Source organism: Desulfogranum aggregans (assembly GCF_055398265.1).
This window is the reverse complement of record NZ_AP042447.1, coordinates 4,353,501-4,371,439: the sequence shown is the minus strand read 5'-3', so window position 1 is coordinate 4,371,439 and position 17,939 is coordinate 4,353,501. Positions and strand designations below refer to the sequence as shown.

General features: G+C 52.7%; 12 protein-coding genes. 4 read left to right on the top strand and 8 right to left on the bottom strand.

The annotated features are described in order from the left end of the window. Positions 1 to 111: 111 nt before the first annotated feature. From alaS to ACZ52Z_RS19100, 5 genes are all read right to left on the bottom strand, one after another. The gene (gene alaS / locus ACZ52Z_RS19120) at positions 112 to 2,760 is read right to left on the bottom strand and encodes an alanine--tRNA ligase (protein ID WP_464268366.1); all 2,649 of its coding nucleotides are present in this window, start codon (positions 2,758 to 2,760) and stop codon (positions 112 to 114) included. Positions 2,761 to 2,966: 206 nt separating this feature from the next. Further along, positions 2,967 to 3,680 (bottom strand): 3'-5' exonuclease, encoded by a 714-nt coding sequence (locus ACZ52Z_RS19115; protein WP_464268365.1) that lies wholly within the window; start codon positions 3,678 to 3,680, stop codon positions 2,967 to 2,969. Continuing rightward, entirely contained in the window at positions 3,677 to 5,620 is a 1,944-nt protein-coding gene (locus tag ACZ52Z_RS19110) for a DUF294 nucleotidyltransferase-like domain-containing protein (protein WP_464268364.1), read from the bottom strand. The genes ACZ52Z_RS19115 and ACZ52Z_RS19110 overlap by 4 nt, the downstream gene beginning before the upstream one ends. A gap of 171 nt (positions 5,621 to 5,791) precedes the next feature. After that, on the bottom strand, positions 5,792 to 7,783 hold the full coding sequence (gene acs / locus ACZ52Z_RS19105) for an acetate--CoA ligase (RefSeq protein WP_464268363.1): 1,992 nt from the start codon (positions 7,781 to 7,783) through the stop codon (positions 5,792 to 5,794). A 203-nt stretch (positions 7,784 to 7,986) separates the two neighbouring features. After that, on the bottom strand, positions 7,987 to 8,211 hold the full coding sequence (locus ACZ52Z_RS19100; protein ID WP_464268362.1) for a hypothetical protein: 225 nt from the start codon (positions 8,209 to 8,211) through the stop codon (positions 7,987 to 7,989). Between the two features lie 153 nt (positions 8,212 to 8,364). Between ACZ52Z_RS19100 and ACZ52Z_RS19095 the strand changes: the two genes are divergently transcribed. Genes ACZ52Z_RS19095 through trxB form a run of 4 tightly spaced genes read left to right on the top strand, consistent with a single transcriptional unit; the run spans position 8,365 to position 12,651 of the window. Beyond that, positions 8,365 to 8,697, top strand: a complete 333-nt coding sequence (locus tag ACZ52Z_RS19095; protein WP_464268361.1) for an ArsR/SmtB family transcription factor — start codon at positions 8,365 to 8,367, stop codon at positions 8,695 to 8,697. After that, complete coding sequence (locus tag ACZ52Z_RS19090) at positions 8,694 to 11,441, top strand: RND transporter family protein (RefSeq protein WP_464268360.1); 2,748 nt, start codon at positions 8,694 to 8,696, stop codon at positions 11,439 to 11,441. The genes ACZ52Z_RS19095 and ACZ52Z_RS19090 overlap by 4 nt, the downstream gene beginning before the upstream one ends. Before the next feature lie 55 nt (positions 11,442 to 11,496). Next, on the top strand, positions 11,497 to 11,694 hold the full coding sequence (locus ACZ52Z_RS19085) for a YgaP family membrane protein (protein ID WP_464268359.1): 198 nt from the start codon (positions 11,497 to 11,499) through the stop codon (positions 11,692 to 11,694). 12 nt (positions 11,695 to 11,706) lie between these two features. Then, entirely contained in the window at positions 11,707 to 12,651 is a 945-nt protein-coding gene (gene trxB, locus ACZ52Z_RS19080; RefSeq protein ID WP_464268358.1) for a thioredoxin-disulfide reductase, read from the top strand. 5 nt (positions 12,652 to 12,656) lie between these two features. Here the strand turns inward: trxB and ACZ52Z_RS19075 are convergent, their stop codons facing one another. The 3 genes from ACZ52Z_RS19075 to ACZ52Z_RS19065 form a co-directional block, all read right to left on the bottom strand. After that, positions 12,657 to 13,385: an MlaC/ttg2D family ABC transporter substrate-binding protein gene (locus tag ACZ52Z_RS19075; protein WP_464268357.1), complete on the bottom strand. Its 729-nt coding sequence runs from the start codon at positions 13,383 to 13,385 to the stop codon at positions 12,657 to 12,659. A gap of 289 nt (positions 13,386 to 13,674) precedes the next feature. After that, positions 13,675 to 16,809, bottom strand: coding sequence for an efflux RND transporter permease subunit (locus tag ACZ52Z_RS19070; RefSeq protein WP_464268356.1), 3,135 nt, complete (start codon positions 16,807 to 16,809; stop codon positions 13,675 to 13,677). Continuing rightward, a complete protein-coding gene (locus ACZ52Z_RS19065; protein ID WP_464268355.1) occupies positions 16,806 to 17,936 on the bottom strand; it encodes an efflux RND transporter periplasmic adaptor subunit in 1,131 nt (376 codons plus the stop codon). The genes ACZ52Z_RS19070 and ACZ52Z_RS19065 overlap by 4 nt, the downstream gene beginning before the upstream one ends. Positions 17,937 to 17,939 lie beyond the last annotated feature (3 nt).

Genomic DNA, 17,939 nt, shown 5'->3' with positions numbered 1-17,939 from the left:
AAAACGGGCAGCCAGATAAAGGGAATATGGATACGAAAAACGCATATGCGGTTGCTCCACATATGCGTTTTTCGCCATATAATGAACAATGGTTTACAATACGGCAAACACTCAGCTGCCTAGAGAACCTTTGATTATGTCCGGCACTTTGCCGATGGCCTCATCCAGCTTATCGGGCATGCTGCCTCCGGCCTGGGCCATATCAGGTCTGCCGCCACCCTTGCCACCGACGATAGCCGCTACTTTATTCACAATCTCTCCAGCTTTAACCCTGGCGGTCAGGTCCGTGGAAACAAGGGCCAACAAGGCTGCTTTCCCACCAAATTCCCCTCCCAGCACGGCGATCCCGCTCTTAAGTTTATCCCTCACCCGATCCCCTATTTCACGCAGGGTTTTGGGTGAATCCAGCTGCACCTTTTTTGCCACCACCGAAATCCCTTCCACTTCGATCGCCCCTGCCAAAATATCATCAAGACTGGACAGGGTCATGGAGGCCGTGAGAGTGGCCAGTTCCTTTTCCGAAGCCTTCAACCGTTTCTGCAAACTCACAACTTTTTCTGCAGCACCTTCCAAAGGACTGCCTATCACTTTACAGAGTTTTGCTGCCTGCTCCTCATACCGGTGAAGCCATTCGATGGCCTGCCTGCCGGTTACCGCTTCAATACGACGCACCCCTGCAGCAATTCCTGTTTCATGAATCACTTTGAATAATCCAATATCTCCGGTCGCACTGGCGTGGGTCCCGCCACAGAGTTCCTTGCTGAAACCACCAATAGAAACGACCCGGACTTCATCACCATATTTTTCGCCAAACAGAGCGGTCGCCCCACCCTCAATAGCCTCTTCCCGGTCAAGAATAGCCGAGGCAACCGGGGTATTCTGACGAATCTGGGCGTTGACGATTTTTTCAATCTTGCTCAGCTCCTCGGAGGTCACCGGAGAAAAATGAGTGAAATCAAAGCGGAGCCTGTTACTGTCCACCAGTGACCCGGCTTGCTTCACATGCTCGCCCAGCACCTGTTTCAACGCTGCATGGAGAAGATGGGTTGCCGTATGATTGAGAACCGTCTCACTCCTCCGTTCAGAGACCTGCAGCTGGACCTGTTGCCCTGGCTCAAGCTTCCCTTCAGCGATTGTCCCCTTGTGAAGAATTATCCCCTCTACCGGCGCGGTGGTTTGGGTAACGTGAAAGCGCCCCCCTTCCCAGGTTATTTCCCCCTGATCTCCCACCTGACCACCGGATTCGGCATAAAAGGGAGTTGCACTGCAGAACACCTGGAGTTCTTCCCCCTTGTCGCCATGTGTAACCAGTTTTCCTTCCCGATCAAGCATGGCCTCAACCACTGATTCGCCGCTGGTGGTAAAATACCCGGTGAACTCAGAGGACTTAGCCTGATTAACAAGTTCAAGCACCCCCTGGTCGAGATGATCCACATCGCTGCCTTTCCATGATTTTCTCGACTGCTCACGCTGTTGCTGCATGGCCGCATTGAACCCGGCCTCATCAAAGGCTACCCCTCGCTCAATTGCCGCGTCGCGCACAATATCAACGGGAAATCCATAGGTATCATACAGCTTAAAGATAAATCGACCGTCAATGGTGGCATCCTGCACCTGCTCCGCTTGCAGACGCTGAATCTCTTCGTCCAACATCTGCAACCCTTTGTCCAGGGTCAGACCAAACCGCTGCTCTTCGTTAGTCACCACTTTTTCAAGTAGTTCGCGGGTATCATCAAGATGGGGGTACGCATCTGCCATGGTCTTGGTAACAACAGCGCACACCCCGGGAAAAAAGGCGTCCAAGCCCAGGGCCCGTCCATAGCGAATAGCCCTGCGCATGATGCGGCGCAGCACATATCCTCGCCCTTCATTAGAGGGAAGCACACCATCACCGACGAGAAAAGTGGTCGCCCGCGCGTGATCGGCGATGACCCGCATGGAGATATCGTCATGCTTGTTATCGTGGTATATTCTTCCGGACAGACGGGCTACGTGATCAATAATCGGCGTAAAGAGGTCGCAGTCGAAATTATTGTGCTTCCCCTGCAATACGGCGGCCACCCGCTCAAGCCCCATACCGGTGTCGATTGATGGGCGAGGCAGCGGGGTCATGGTGCCGTTTTCGTCACGGTAGTACTGCATGAACACCAGGTTCCACAATTCCAGGAAACGATCGCAGTCACACCCCAGCTTACAGTCAGCACGGCCGCAGCCGGCAGCTTCTCCCTGGTCGATATGAATTTCCGAACAAGGCCCGCAGGGACCAGTATCACCCATAGCCCAGAAATTATCCTCCTCCCCCATCCGGACAATCCGTCCCGGCGGAAGCCCATCCACTAATGACCATAACTCGTGTGCCTCATCATCATCATCATAGATCGAAACCCACAGCTGCTGAGGATCAAGGCCCAATTCAACAGTTAAAAACTCCCAGGCAAAATCAATTGCTTCCTTCTTGAAGTAATCGCCAAAAGAAAAGTTCCCCAGCATCTCAAAAAAAGTATGATGCCTGGCCGTATAGCCGACATTTTCCAAGTCGTTGTGTTTCCCACCCGCCCGCACACTTGCCTGGGCGGTGGTTGCTCGTACATACGGCCGCTGTTCTTCACCCATAAACACTTTTTTAAACTGCACCATCCCGGAATTAACAAAAAGGAGCGTAGGGTCATCATGGGGCACCAGAGAGGAGGACTTGACCCGAGTATGACCGTGCCGTTCAAAATACTCAAGAAAACGTTTTCTAATTTCTTTACCAGTCATGTTTTCCAATATATTTAATGTTAATGGGTAGTTCACCTATACTTAACCCGGCCGGCGGCAGCCGTTGCCCGCAATAGCGGATAGAGTGCGTTAAGCACAGAAACGTCATCATATACATCAACAAGGACAATGCAAATAAAAAAACGAACCCAAGGGCCAGGTGCAATCTCTCTGCAGGTGCTTTTCGTCGAGACCACAGCCAACTGTCAGAACAACTTTTCCTCCTCCTTCCTTCGTCCCAGTAGCTCTACATCCTGCAGGGTCCGCACTTCAAGCCCCTGCAATTTTTTCACCAGATAGAGAAAGAGGTACGCTGTCTGCAGGGCATCTTCCAGGGCGTCGTGTGGCTTGAATCGGGGCAAATTGAATTCCACCGTCAGGTCATCAAGCACCAGGGATCCGGGGCTATCCACGAAACGCTTTCCCTGCCTGGCGGCTGTCGCCTTGTAGAGCCGCGCCATGTTCATCGTATCTACACTGGGATTGGCCATCGCCCCACCCAAATGTTTTCTGGCCGCCAGGTTAAGAAAATGCAGATCAAGACCGATACAGTGCCCCACCAACACTGCACCGCCACAAAAAGTGATGAATGCCGGCAGTACTTCATCAATGGACGGTGCCTGTTTTAACTGCTCCGGGGTAATCCTATGTACAAAAGTTGCCTGATTGGGGGAGAGGCGACAGGGACGAACCAACGCATGAAAGGTATTGCCAAGCTCTATCTCCAAACTGGAGATACGCACCGCTCCAATGGAGATGATCTCATCTTTTCGCCTATTGAGTCCGGTAAGCTCAGTATCGCAGACCACATAGTCGTATTCCTCCAAAGGGAGCAGCGCCGAATGATCACAGCACTGCTCCCTGTTGGCAATGAGCACCTGGTTGGTTTTCTTCAACCATGTCAGCCACTGGTGCCTCACTGTTTTTCTGCGCCTCCATCCGTTGCTCCCAACTGCTCCAATAATCCGTTCATTGCCGCTACAAGCTCAAATCCATCCTTCAACATTTTTTTCTCCAATTCGGATAATTCGCCTGGGGAAAGCATGGTATCTGGCAAAATGCCGCCCTCGACCTGATGCAGTTGATGGATGAGCTGCAATTGCATCTGAATCTCGCAGGCTTCCTGCACCTTTTCGAGCAACTCCCATTCCAGTAATTTCTCTCTTCCCAGTACTACGAGCCGGGCCAGAGTATTTGTTTCCCGTATACCGTAATACAGGGCAAGGATGCGTGCAAAGCGGATGTAGGGATCCAGTCCCTGACGTTTGATGTCAAAAAGCGTCTCCTGACGACCATCCTCGGCAACAATCACGTCTCTGAAAATGGAAAGTGGGGCTCTTCGGGCAAGGCAGTCATTTATCAGGGGCCGCAGGTATCCCCGCTGCCGTTTGGCAGTGGTGGCCACTACCTCACGCAGTTCCTCTGCCAAAGGCATATACCCATGAACAGGTCGAAAATCGAACACATTAGCCCCACGAAGAAGTTCCGCCGGGCTGGACCCATCTAGCCAGGAAATAAAACGTTCTTTCCATACAACCAATGGCTGACACCACTGCTGCTCGCTTGCCATGACACCCTGCCTGCAGGGAGGATAGCCGCAGTTGACCAAATGATCCACCACCCGTTTACCCAGTTCGGAAAAATAGGCAGCCGCAGCCTGCTGGGTAGCCGCATCAGCGGGGTCGGCATAGAGCAGGGCGTTGTCCTGGTCTGTCTTAAACGTCTGTTCCCGTCTCCCCTCACTTCCCAACAACAGCCAACAATAGGGCACCGGTGGCTGGCCAAGCTCCTCTTCCGTCAACTTGAGCAACTGAGTCAAAACCCGATCATTGAGCAAGGTTATCATTCGGGCAATATTCCCGGCTTTTGCGCCCTCATTAATCAGGTTGCGGATAACAGCCGGAATTTTCTGGGCAAGGGAATAGAGCGCCGGATAGCTGGACTGGCTCCCAATCTCCTTAAAGAGCATGTACGGAGAATTGCCCTGCAATAGCATGATATCATGAGAGGTAATCACTCCCAGGCATTTCCCATTCTGCTCGACGGCAAGGTGATGAATCCCATGGGACATCATCATGATCAACGCATCGAAACAGACGGCCTGGGATGGTATGCTGATGACCGGCGCGGTCATGACGCGGCTCACCGGTACCGCTCCCTCCATTCCCGCAGCCACCACCTTATTCCGTAAATCTTTGTCAGTCATAATACCGACAATATTCTCAGCATCACCCTCATAGACCAGCAAGGAACCGACATTATACTGCATCATGATGGTTGCCGCTTGCTGTACGGAACAGCCCACATTGACTCGACGCAGCGAACGCCCGATGATATCCACGACCTTGTTACTAAAGAGAAAAAGATCTTCGTCGCTGCGCCTGGCCACCCGATGCTTTCGCAGCTCGGTGTATGCAGTGGTCACCACCTTCTCGGAAAAACTTTTGAGATAGTATTGTGCAAATCCCGACTGCGAGGTGATCAGATCAAGAAAAACCTTTCGCGGAAGTAGGAAACAGAAGGTATCTTCCACGGTCTCCACGTTCATATTGGCCACCGTTCCCCGAATGATACCAAGAGCGCCAATATACTCTCCCTCCCCACGATAGTCTTTGAGGGTGGTCTGCCCCTCCTCATCGGTGAGAAACGATTTTACCCCGCCCTGCTGTATGAGGTAGAGATACTGAACCTCTGACTCTCCCATAATCAGCAGCCAGGTCCCTTTGGGAAAAAAACCGACCCGCACATGCCGGGCAACATCCCGCAGTACCTGCTGCTCAAGGTCTTTAAACGGCATTATCCTGCCAAGAAAATCTACAACCGCTTCGGGGGTCGAAGGTTGCTGTCCGGTGTTTTTCATATCATTCCTTCGTCTACTGCAGCAGCTCGCACCGGTACTGAACGTGAACACTCATGCATCCTGTGCAAACAAAAACAGGCAGAACGCCCAAGGGTTCTGCCTGCATATTCAAACGCTCCATGCGGGGATCCTGATCCCTGCATGGAGTATAAGCCGGTCAACAACTTCAGTCTAGTCCAACTTTTTCTTCCCTTCGACAAGTTGCTCCACAACCGAAGGATCGGCAAGGGTCGAGGTGTCACCAAAATCTTTAAAATCATTTGCAGCGATCTTACGCAGGATGCGGCGCATTATCTTACCGGAGCGAGTTTTCGGCAGACCAGGCGCCCATTGGATACATTCCGGTGTTGCAATTGGACCGATTTCCGCGCGCACGTGTTTTCTCAATTCTGCAAGCAGTTCTTCACTCTCCTCGGCCCAGGACATCAGGGTCACGTAGGCAAAAATAGCCTGGCCCTTGATAGGATGCGGCATGCCGACCGCCGCTGCTTCGGCAACTGCTTCATGGGAGACAAGAGCCGACTCAATCTCTGCCGTTCCAAGTCTATGGCCGCTGACGTTGATAACATCATCCAGCCGGCCCATGATCCAAAAATACCCATCTTCGTCACAACGGGCACCATCTTCTGGATCATAAATTCCCTCATAGCGGCTGAAATAGGTTTTCTTGTACCGCTGCGGATCACCAAAGACCCCACGCAGCATTCCCGGCCATGGTTTCCGTATTACCAGGTGTCCCCCTTCATTGGGGCCGGCCTCTTCCCCTTCTTCATTGAATATCGCGGCGTCTATACCAGGCAGCGGATAGCTGGCGGATCCAGGCTTCAACGGCGTGGCATAAGGGAGTGGCGAGATCATTATACCACCGGTTTCCGTCTGCCACCAGGTATCGACGATAGGCAGTTTCTCTTTTCCAATATTCACATGATACCACATCCAAGCCTCAGGATTGATCGGTTCCCCAACCGAACCGAGGATCCGCAGGCTGGAAAGGTCATATCGCTGGGTGTATTCAACCCCCTCGCGCATAAGAGCTCGAATGGCTGTTGGTGCAGTATAGAATATGTTAACTTTGAATTTTTCCACAATCTTCCAGAACCTGTCCGGCGCTGGATAACTGGGCACCCCTTCAAACATCAGGGTGGTTGCGCCCAGGCCAAGCGGACCATAGAGAATGTAGCTGTGGCCGGTAATCCATCCGATGTCGGCAGTGCACCAGTAGACGTCATCATCCTTCAGATCAAAGACCCATTGACTGGTATGCATGGCGTAGGTCAGGTATCCACCGGTGGTATGGACAACGCCTTTGGGTTTTCCCGTTGACCCAGAGGTATAAAGGATGAACAACAGGTCTTCCGCATCCATGGATTCCGGCTCACAGGTGCTTGCAATATCCGGCGCAGCAACCTCTTCATGCCACCAGCTGTCCCGGTCCTCCAGCATGTTGATTTCGGACCCGGTGCGATTGACAACAATACAACTTTCCACGCTGTCACACCCTTCCAGCGCCACGTCGGCATTGGCTTTCAGGGGAATAGCCTTTCCTGAACGCAGCACTGCGTCAGCGGTCAACAAAACTTTGGCCTCGCAGTCCTGGATCCTGCTTTGCAAGGCAATGGCGGAAAAACCGGCAAAAACCACCGAGTGCACTGCACCAAGGCGGGTGCAGGCCAGCAGGGCGATGGCCAACTCAGGAATCATGGGCATGTAGATGGCTACCCGGTCACCTTTTTTCACTCCTTTTTTCTTGAGCACGTTGGCAAATCTGCACACCTCGGTATACAGCATTTGATAGGTATAGACCTTGACATCTTCCTCAGGCTCTCCCTGCCAGATAATCGCCGCCTTGTTGCGGCGTCCATCAGTTAAATGCCGATCCAGACAATTGGAGGAGACATTGAGTTTTCCTCCCTGAAACCACTGCACTTCCGGGACGGTCAGATCGTAGTCCAAAACCCTCTCCCATTTTTTATCCCAGGAGACGAGTTCTTCTGCACGTTCAGCCCAAAAACCCTCCGGGTCCATCATGGAACGCTTGTATAGCTCCCTGTACTGATCGAGGGACTTGATCCACGCCGCATCGCGACCTTCCTGAGGCGGTTCAAAAACTTTTCCTTCGCTCAGCAAACTCGTTATTTTATCTTCTATTTCTTTTGCACTCATATGTCCCCCTTGGACTAATTTTACGCATGGACCTTCAACAGCTATGGCGGATGAGGAGAACCCGCACTTCCCTGGACTTACACACTGATTAACGACTGGTGAGGGTTGAACAAAATCAGAGAAAAGCAGAACGTTATCAGGGACCTCCCTTTCATGATAACATGCTAGTAGGATTAATAACCCCTTATTCCTTTGTCAAGCCATTAACCAATGACTGCAGCTAACCCTTCTATGGTATGTGGTTTATTTTCCTCTCCACCTGCCCCAGGGGCAACGGCAAACCACTTTGAGTGCTTACCAATTTTCTCATTATATTCTATACTGTTAAGGAAAAATTTTCTCCTTGCACGGACCAGCTCGCCGCGCATAAAAGGGTCCAAAGAACGTACCAATCCACCTTGATCCTTTTTCTTTATATCACTGTTCACTAACACTGATAGCAAATTTGCAGTACCGGCAGGGGTTCGATATGCCCTGTACGTTCACCGCACTGAAAATACCGTTGTACCGGCTTGACAATGAGCGGGGAGGTATTTAATACTTTGCTTAAATACCCCCCCCTCCATCCCACACCCGAGCACATGAAAAAAAAGCACATTACTGAGGTTGCACGAATGCTTAAAGCCATCGCTCACCCTATTCGACTCAGCATCCTATGCTCGCTCAGGGAGGGAGAACAGACAGTAAGTACACTGGCGGAACAATCAGACACATCCTGCGCCAACCTTTCCCAGCACCTCTCTATATTACGGGAACACGGTTTAATTCGAGCGCGCAAAGAGGCAAACTATCAGTACAATTCCATAGACGACCAACGCATCAACCAGCTCATTTTGCTCTTGGACACTCTCTATTGTACATCGGAAAAACAGGCCGAACAGCAAACTCCGCCCGCTGACGGGAGGAAAACATGACACTCACGGCTATGCAACAGTTTCCACGCCGCCACCCCCGAATCATGGTTGGAACGGTGGTGCTGTTGACCATCCTGAGTACCGCGCTTTTTTTTATCACCATGGAAAAGGGGATCAACACCCTCATCGCAACAGGTGCACCCTGGAAATCCTTTGCTCCCGGCAGTCCTCGAAACTTCCACCCACCCGAGGAACTTCTGGTGATGGGGATAGTCCCTCGTACCGGCACCCCCACCATCTTCACCTCTCCCGTGGTTGACCTGTTACACACCCTGGAAACCCCGCTGCAAGGGCTGTCAGCACCAATCAATTCTTCCCCTTCCCTTCTCGCCCCCGATTACCTTTCTCCCGGAAACGTGGACATCATCGTTCCAGACCGGCTTGGAACTACCAATCACCTTCCCTTTTTACTCGCTTTACAGAGCGACGACAGTTCTTTTTCTTCCACCGCCATCGAGTTCACACAGGACGACCCGCTGCTGCAAAAGGTTTTCATCGCTGAAAGAGGGAATGCTCTCGCTTACTCCCTACCATTGCAAAAAAGGGGGCATTCCCTGCAGGTAAAACAGCAACTCGAAGCGGTTGCAGCGCAGTCAGCACAACAGAGTGCGGGTTTGGTGTTCGCCGGACTCCCATTGGCCCGGGAGTATTTTTTCAGAGAAATGCAGCATTGGCTGCCGATTCTCCTTCCAGCCGCGTTCACTGTCCTGAGCGTGTCCACCCTTTTCTTCTATACACCGCTCTCTGCTGCGACGGTGCTACTCCCCAGCCTATGCCTGACTATGCTGGTGGCCGCCATTGAGGCGCTGGCTAACTTTTCAGCAGGAATATTCAGCCTTTTTCCTCCGCTGCTGGGAGGAGTCATGGCCTTTGCTGTTGCAGCGACGGCCCTTGAACGAGCCGCGTGTGTCGAACAAATACGGACAGGGCCCGATACCTCCGCGGACGCAACCAGTCGCCTTCTCCCCTTTGCTGCCTGCACAACAGTAGCCGCCCTTGCATTGGCCCCGCTTCAGTCTCTTCGCCTGTTGGCAATCTTTTCCGTGGGAGCAATACTGCTTGCCTTTGGCATTACAGCGTTGACGGTGCCTGCCATGCTCCAACTTTCAACAACGGCAGCCCAAAAGACGGAGGATGGAGCTGGCCAACAGCTGCACCCACAAGCCATGCGCAGGCTCCTCGCCGCTCTAGGTGCAGCACTCTCCCACCTGCACTCCCGGATGGCGGCATCTCCTTGGAAATACTCCGCCCCACTGGCAGTCCTCTTTTTTTCACTGGCAGGGTACGGTGTTTTTGCTACCAGTATCACTGAAACTCCGCTGGGGTGGTATACGAACGACCACAGAATACCCAGCGATGACCGGACATTCAGCCGCCATTTTGCCGGGACCGGCAGGCTCAAGCTGATCATTACTGCCGCTGATGACTCAAAGGAGCTGGCAGCGGCACGCCATTGGCTGACAAGCGAGCTGCAACGCACCTTTGAACCAACCCCGGAAATACTGCCCAGGCTGCTGGGGGATATTGATATCGCCGCGCGACAGGATCGTCCTGCTACCAATGCATTTGCCAAGCGTCTGCGCACCCTCTGGACAAACCAGCTTTCCGCCATCCCCGCTGAAAACGACATCCAAATAGACAGATGGTCTCGGGCCCTGGATATTCTCACCAGGCTGGAGAACGAAAAGAGCATATTTTTTCACCCCGAAATGCTCCGGTATGTGGAAAAACTGCAATCAACGTCCAGTCTTCTGCAAGGCGTTTCTCACTCTCTGTCAATAGCCGATGTAACCCGGTTTATGCACCGTATTCTGTTTGAGGGCGATCCGGCATACGAGGCAATCCCGCCCACGGTTGCCGGTGTCAAGCAGGCGCTGGCTGCTTTTCACCAAAGGCGGCCTGCCGGCACTCTCTCCAGGCTTATCAACCCGGAGGGTACAGAAGCGACCATTACCTTTTTCCTGTCCTCCCCCTCGCCGACGGTAGTGCGGGATACCTGCCGGCAGATTGAAACGCTCCTCCACAATGCGAACCCACCTGTTCCTCTTCAGTACCATTGGGCAGGCACTGTCCATGATAACGCCCTGTGGACCGATCAGGTAATACGCCACCTTCCACTGTGGGCCGCGATCGGTCTTGGTGCTTCTTGCCTACTTGTCGCCTTTGCACGCCGCTCATTTTTTTTTGGCGCAGTACTTTTCGGACTTTGCAGCTTCCCGCTCATCCTCTCCTACAGCATCGGCCGACTGGTTGGTGGAGAAATAGGGGCTACCATCAGTGCTGCCATGACCGTTCCCCTGCCCCTTTGTTTTGTCCTGATCACAGCGTTTCTCCTGAATTCAGCTGCCATGGCAGGCATGCACGGGCACAACCATTCAGCAATGACTCGACTTGCGGAAATTTCTCAGGGAAAACTTCTACCGCTGGCGGGAGTTGCGGCTGCCTTCAACTTGGCGTGCCTCTTTTTCCCATCCTCGGTTTTGCCGGCGACTGGGCTGATTACGACGAGCTGTATTTGCCTGCTCACCTTACTGCTGTTACTCTTTATGCCTCCGCTGTTGATGCGGTGGCAAAAGAACCTTTTCTCTCGGGAGGTTGAATATTTCGAGGGCCGCTTGGCTCGTAAAGAGCAGGAAGGTGAGCTTGATGAAATCAGGTCAGCAACGCTGCCCCCTCCTTTGACCCCGCCAAAGGAGGGTCTGGTGGAGCAAAACACCACGTTGAGGGAACTCACAGATCTTTAGGGATAATTCACGGGAGATAAACCTTTGCAAATCTCATCAAAAAGGAGCATATACCATGGTAATTAATGACTGGATTCATGTCATGGCAGGTGTATTTATTCTTGCCAGTCTGGCCCTCGGTGTTTGGGTGAGCCCATACTGGTTTCTCTTCACCGCTTTTGTGGGCGCAAATCTGCTCCAATTCGGCTTTTCCAAATTCTGCCCCATGGCACTGATACTCAAACGCCTTGGCGTTCCAGAGCAACAACAATAAACGGATAGACAAATGACACAAAAAGAGATGTACGACCTGGTTATCGTGGGCGGAGGTCCCGGAGGCCTGACTGCCGGAATTTATGCCCAACGTGCGGCCCTGAAAACCGTCCTCATCGAAAAAGGGCTTCCGGGAGGCCAGATGGCATCCACCGACGTGGTCGAAAATTGGCCCGGTATCGAGAATATAACCGGACCGGAATTGGCGGAAAACTTCCTCAATCACGCCAAGGCATACAACCTGGACATAATACAGGAAGAAGTGGTTGCCGTGGAACCGGGTCTCGAACACCATGTTATTCGTCTAGCCAACGGAGACGTTTATCCTACGCATACCGTCATTATTGCCGTCGGCGGCAGTCCGAAAAAACTCAACATCCCTGGCGAAGACGAATACTACGGTAAAGGTGTATCCTACTGTGCTGTGTGTGATGGATTTTTCTTTCGCAATAAAACCGTGGTAGTGGTTGGCGGCGGTGACTCGGCGGTAGAGGAAGCCCTTTATCTTGCGAAACTGGCAAAAAAAGTTTTCCTGGTCCATCGCCGCGACGAATTACGGGCAGGCATGATTCTTCAACAGCGAATCCGTAAAGAATCCAAGGTGGAGATCCTCTGGAATACCATAGTGACAAGCATCCAGGCCGATGAGATGGGGGTTACAGGGGTCGAACTGCAAAACACCCTTTCCCAGGAACAATCAATTCTACCGACCGACGGGATATTTATCTTCATCGGCTTCAAACCGAATAACCAATTGATCCCTGCCGGTACGCCCATGGATGCGGACGGGTTTGTGATGACCGACTGCAAGGGAGAAACCACCATGCCAGGGATTTTCGTTATTGGTGATCTCCGACAAAAGTATGCCAAACAGATCGTGGTGGCATCTGGTGAAGGGGCTACTGCCGCGTTAGCCGCCGCACACTTTGTGGATGCTAAAAAAGGCGGCAGCCACTGACCTTTTCAGACGTATTTCCTCTTCTTCGGGTTCACCCCGCTCGCCTCTGTTGCCCGAGAATACACGACATCGTGCGCTGCTTTCCTTTCCCAGTCAGGCTGAGAAAGGAAAGCAGAAGTGCCTGTTTGTTGCTGTCGAAATGCTTCAATCTTTTCCTGCAACTGCCGTGTCAACACTTGAAAATCATCCTTGCGCAGAATTTCCTGAAACTGCTCCAGATAGTTACGAATAAGACTGACGCCTTCGACAACAACGTCATACACCAGCCACCGCTGATCACGGAAGAGCATAATGTAGGATACAGGAATGTTTCTTTCGCCATCCGTTACCAGGGTTTCCACCATGGCGCGCTCCCCTCTGATCCGCTGTTTGCCAAACACAACCTTTTGGCTGCTGTACTGCTCCATCTGACTCACATAGGCATACTTGAGCAACTCGGTAAACAAGTCGGTAAACTGCGACTTTTCCCCTGTAGAAAGATCATTCCAATGCCGGCCAAGCACCCTTTTCGACATCTCGGCAAAATCAAACCCCTCGCGAGCGACATCCATTATCTTATCAACCCTGGTGGATGCGGAGTCAGCGGTTGCCGGATCACTGAGTATTGTGAGTATGCGACCAACAAAAGGACGCAACTGTTCTGTCGGGTCGGTAATGGCTACTGCACCCTGAGCGAGGACCCCGCAGATTAATCCAGCAATGACTGCCGCATGTATGATGAGCTTCGTTTTCATTTCTCCTCCCTTAGTAGAGATTGGGCCGGCTGATGCGTTGGCCAACACCCAAACCATAGCAAAATCCAGGCCAATCGAATCACGAACCAGAGGCCCTTTGCTGCGTCTGCTCCCCCGAACCTCCCGTCAACAGGAGACAGAGGGAATGCAAGAAGCCGCAACGTGGACAAAGGGTCACCCCTGGAAAAATATTCACCTGCTCCACGGCAATCCTGCATTGGCACCTGTCGCAGTTAACCATTGGCGCTGGTTTGCCGGCCCCTGCATATGGCTTTTCTCCAGATACCATTTATACGCTCCTTTCCATGTTGCCTGCCTGTCCGTCACCGGGCAGCGACAACCAGGAGTAGTCCCCTGACAACTGCTCAGCATTACTGTCTGCCATCTCTTCTTTCGGCCGTTCCCATACCTGATACAGGGTGCAATAGAGCACCGGTATCACTATCAGCGTCAACACCGTGGCAAAAGTCAACCCCCCCATGATAGTCACTGCCATGGCAGAAAAAAAGGCATCCCACAGTAGAGGAATCATACCCAGCACGGTGGTAAAAGCGGCCATCGCCACCGGACGAACGCGGCTGACTGCCGCATCAACCACTGCTTCATACGGCTGTTTCCCGGCGTTCAGTTCAAGATTGATTTGATCAAGCAGAACAATTTCATTTTTCATCAACATCCCGGAAAGGCTTAAAAAACCGAGCAAGGCCATAAACCCGAATGGCTGTTGAAAGATAAGGAGACCGGCAACCACCCCAATCAACGCAAGTGGCAGGCCCAGAAAAATAATCACCGGATGACGCAATGTATTGAACAGCATGACAGAAATGAAAAACATCAATGCAAATGCCAGGGGCACTTTGGCCATGAGCTTTCGATTTGCATCGCCGGAGCTTTCATATTCTCCTCCCCACTCAAGCCTGTACCCCGGAGGCAGTGTAATGGCTTCGATAGGTCCACGCAGTTGCCTGAACAGGGAATCGGCGGTGCCTGTTTGTTGTTGACAGGATACCGTTACCGTTCGCGTTCGGTTTCTTCGCTGAATAACGGGATCTTCCCATTCGGTGGAACTCTCGTTGACCACTTGATCGATAGGCACTCCTTTGCCGGCGGCTTCACTCCAGACCATAACCTGGCCAAGGTTGTCGATGCCCGAACGCTGCTCCTCCGGCTGCCGCAGGACGATAGGGAGCAAATCCTCTCCCTCGCGATACAAGCCGGCAACTTTACCGGAAAAATTTGCGGCAATGGCCGTGGCTATTTCCGGACGGGTGACTCCGATCTCCCGTGAACGAACAGCTGCCATGTTCACCGTGGCGACCTTTACCTTTTCTGCCCAGTCCGACTGCACAGTCCGGGTATTATCATTGGCCCACATCTCCACTTTGGCCTGATCAGCGAGGTCCCTGAGGACGTCGACATCCGGTCCGGAGAACCTCGCCTCGACGGCACCGCTGCTCGGGCCAAGCTTAAAGGCCTCCACCTTGCTCACCGCATCCGGATAATGGCGGTTGATATAGTCGGCAACCAGGGGCATGAGTGCAGCGTTGTTTCGGTAATCAGCAACCGAAACCAGCAATTGCCCATAACTGCTGTTGGGCATCTCAGGGGAGTATGTCAGGATAAATCGAAGAGCTCCGCCTCCGACAAAAGTGGTAACGTCTGTCACCCCTTCAAGCGTCGCAATGTGCTCCTCCAGCTTTTCCAGACGTCTGGAGGTTTCTTCGATATGGGTTCCTTCCGGAAAGGTCATATCCACCATAAACTGCGGCCTGGGAGAGTCAGGGAAAAAATTCTGTTCTACAAAACCAAATCCATACAGGGCCACCGCCAACATACCGATGACAGTTGCAAGGGTGAGCCAGCGGAAACGGATGCAGGCCTGCAAAAACCTTCTGTAGAAATGGTAAAAGAGGTTGCCATGAAGGCCCGCCTTTCCTGCCGCCGTTGTTTCCGGAAGCAGACTTACGCAGAGATAGGGAACGACGGTCACGGCAAACACCCAACTCAGGAGAAGCGACATGCCTATGACCTGGAACAGGCTCCCAAGAAATTCTCCAGTAACATCCTGAGAAACAGAAATAGCAGCAAAGGCCAGGATTGCAATGAACGTGGCTCCCAAAAGCGGCCACTGGGTTTCGGCAACGGTCTCAACGGCTGCCTGGTGCGCAGGTAGTCCCCGATGACGCTTGATCACAATGCCTTCGGCAACCACGATCGCATTATCAACCAGCATGCCGAGGGCAATGATCAGAGCCCCCAGAGAGATTCGCTGCAGGTTGACATCAAAAATCCGCATCCCGATAAAGGTGGCGAGAATGGTCAAAAGCAACACACTGCCGATGATGATCCCTTCACGCACTCCCATGAAAATCACCAGCAGCACAACCACAATCACTACCGCTTCAAACAGATTGAGGACAAAGCCGTTGACTGCTTCATTGACGGTACCTGCCTGGTAGGCGATGGTGTTAAGCGTGATCCCCACCGGCAGACGAGGTTCGAGCTCAGCCAATTTCACCTTCACCGCCTCGCCCATGGTCACCACATTGCCGCCGGAAACCGTCGAGATACCGAGACCTACTGCCGGTTCACCATCCCTGCGCAGCAACTGCTGGGGCGGGTCTAGGTATCCTTTTTTAATGGTGGCCACATCACTTACTTTCAACAGCGCCCCTGAAGAACCACGTACCAGCTGCTCACCTATATCCCGAACATCACCGTAATCGCCGGAGACCCGAAAACGGACCTCCATCGACCCGACCCTCACCTGACCGGCGTCGGTCACCGCATTCTGCTGACTGATAGTTTGAAAGATCGATGACAACGGTATGCCCAGCCGGGAGGCCTTGACTCGATCGATTTCAACGTAGACTACTTCCTGTTGCATGCCCCAGAAATCGATGCGGCCTACGTCCTCGCACAGCAACAATTCCCTGCGTAGGTCTTCAGCAATTTCCTGCAGGTCATGTTGGGAATAGCCATCACCGGTAATAGCGAAAAAAACTCCGTAAACGTCGCCAAAATCATCATTAATGAACGGCGGTTGACTGCCTGGAGGCAAATCAACCGCTGCCTGTCCTATCTTTCTGCGTAACTCATCCCAGACCTGAGGCAAAGTTTCCTTGTCGAACCTATCCTGTACTTCCGCATAGATAATCGACACCCCAGCCCGGGATATGGAACGGACTTCCTCCAGCTGTTTCAGTTGTTGAATGGAGGTCTCCAACGGTTCAGTAATCTCCAGTTCCACCTCGCGGGCTGTTGCGCCAGGATAGAGGGTATAAATAACCGCCTCCTTGATGGTGAAATCCGGGTCTTCCAACCTGCCCAACTGTTCGTAGGAAAAATATCCACCAATAAAGACAAAGACGATCATCACGCAAGTCACTGCCCTGTTTTGCAGGGCATACTGTACCAGTTTCATCCGTCCAGCCCCTCTTTCCCAGCAACTGCAGGACGCACCTGCATCTCTTCCAACAGGGTATGGACCGCTGCCGTGGCGACCTGCTCCTCACCGGTAAGCCCTTGTTCAATGATGATTCCCCGGTTGGTGAGTTGCCCGACCGACACAGGTGTTTTCCGAGGATTCCCTCCAGCTGGCGGAATGACCCAGACATAGGCTCCGCCGCTATTGTCTCCGACAACCGCCTCTACAGGAACAAGAAATTGACCAGCGTCCGGATGATCAGCACCGGCTGATCCTAACTTGACGGTAGCCGTCATTCCCGGCAGTATTTCAATGCCTGTCGGCGGTTCGAGAGCGGTCACCACTTCATAGGTCTGGGATACCGGATCGGACTGGATACTATACTCGCTGATGGCAGCAGTAAACCAGCGATCCTGATCAGCATCAAACTGTACAGCTACCTCTGCAAAACGTCCGATGCCCCCGCTGGCAACAACCCTTTCCGGGACCCGAGTGACGACTTCAATCATGGACAGGTCGGCGTAGGAGATGATCGGGGAGCGCTCCTTCACGTGCTCTCGGTTCTCCACGTAGCGTTTGGCCACAATCCCGTCAAAAGGAGCACGCATTACGGTATCAGCAAGTGCTTTTTGTTTTTGCTTCAAATCAGCTGCAGCAATGTCGTAGGCTGTTTTGGCCGTATCGAACTTGGCTTTGGAGATGACTTTCCGCTGGTACAGGTCGACTGCCCGTGCATGGGCCCTGCGCGCATCGTGACAGACTGCAAGGGCAGCATCCAGGGCGTGTTGGAAATCTCTGGGATCGAGCCTTGCCAGTGCCGTTCCCTTGGCAACACTCTTTCCTTCCACAGCATGCAGTTCCTCCAGCAGTCCGGCAACGGAAAATCCCAGTTCAACCCGACGCCTCGCCCTGACAGATGCAGGAAAGGTAAAACTTTCTGCAGCGTTGACAGATTCCACGGTCGCCGTTGGTACAGGACGCTGGATTGCCGGTTGCCCTTCAGAGGGTTCTTCTGCCGTTCCCTTTATACTTGAGAGCGAATCCTTCCATGTAAAGACTCCAACGGCAGCTAAACAACACACTGCCAGTGCGACATTTCGTGGTTTTCTGATCACCTTTCTCATTGG

What these genes read in the sequence shown, in the direction of transcription:
- acs (WP_464268363.1), bottom strand. Translation starts at nt 7,783, where the DNA reads ATGAGTGCAAAAGAAATAGAAGATAAAATAACGAGTTTGCTGAGCGAA.
- trxB (WP_464268358.1), top strand. Translation starts at nt 11,707, where the DNA reads ATGACACAAAAAGAGATGTACGACCTGGTTATCGTGGGCGGAGGTCCC.
- ACZ52Z_RS19110 (WP_464268364.1), bottom strand. Translation starts at nt 5,620, where the DNA reads ATGAAAAACACCGGACAGCAACCTTCGACCCCCGAAGCGGTTGTAGAT.
- ACZ52Z_RS19085 (WP_464268359.1), top strand. Translation starts at nt 11,497, where the DNA reads ATGGTAATTAATGACTGGATTCATGTCATGGCAGGTGTATTTATTCTT.
- alaS (WP_464268366.1), bottom strand. Translation starts at nt 2,760, where the DNA reads ATGACTGGTAAAGAAATTAGAAAACGTTTTCTTGAGTATTTTGAACGG.
- ACZ52Z_RS19070 (WP_464268356.1), bottom strand. Translation starts at nt 16,809, where the DNA reads ATGAAACTGGTACAGTATGCCCTGCAAAACAGGGCAGTGACTTGCGTG.
- ACZ52Z_RS19095 (WP_464268361.1), top strand. Translation starts at nt 8,365, where the DNA reads ATGAAAAAAAAGCACATTACTGAGGTTGCACGAATGCTTAAAGCCATC.
- ACZ52Z_RS19065 (WP_464268355.1), bottom strand. Translation starts at nt 17,936, where the DNA reads ATGAGAAAGGTGATCAGAAAACCACGAAATGTCGCACTGGCAGTGTGT.
- ACZ52Z_RS19075 (WP_464268357.1), bottom strand. Translation starts at nt 13,385, where the DNA reads ATGAAAACGAAGCTCATCATACATGCGGCAGTCATTGCTGGATTAATC.
- ACZ52Z_RS19090 (WP_464268360.1), top strand. Translation starts at nt 8,694, where the DNA reads ATGACACTCACGGCTATGCAACAGTTTCCACGCCGCCACCCCCGAATC.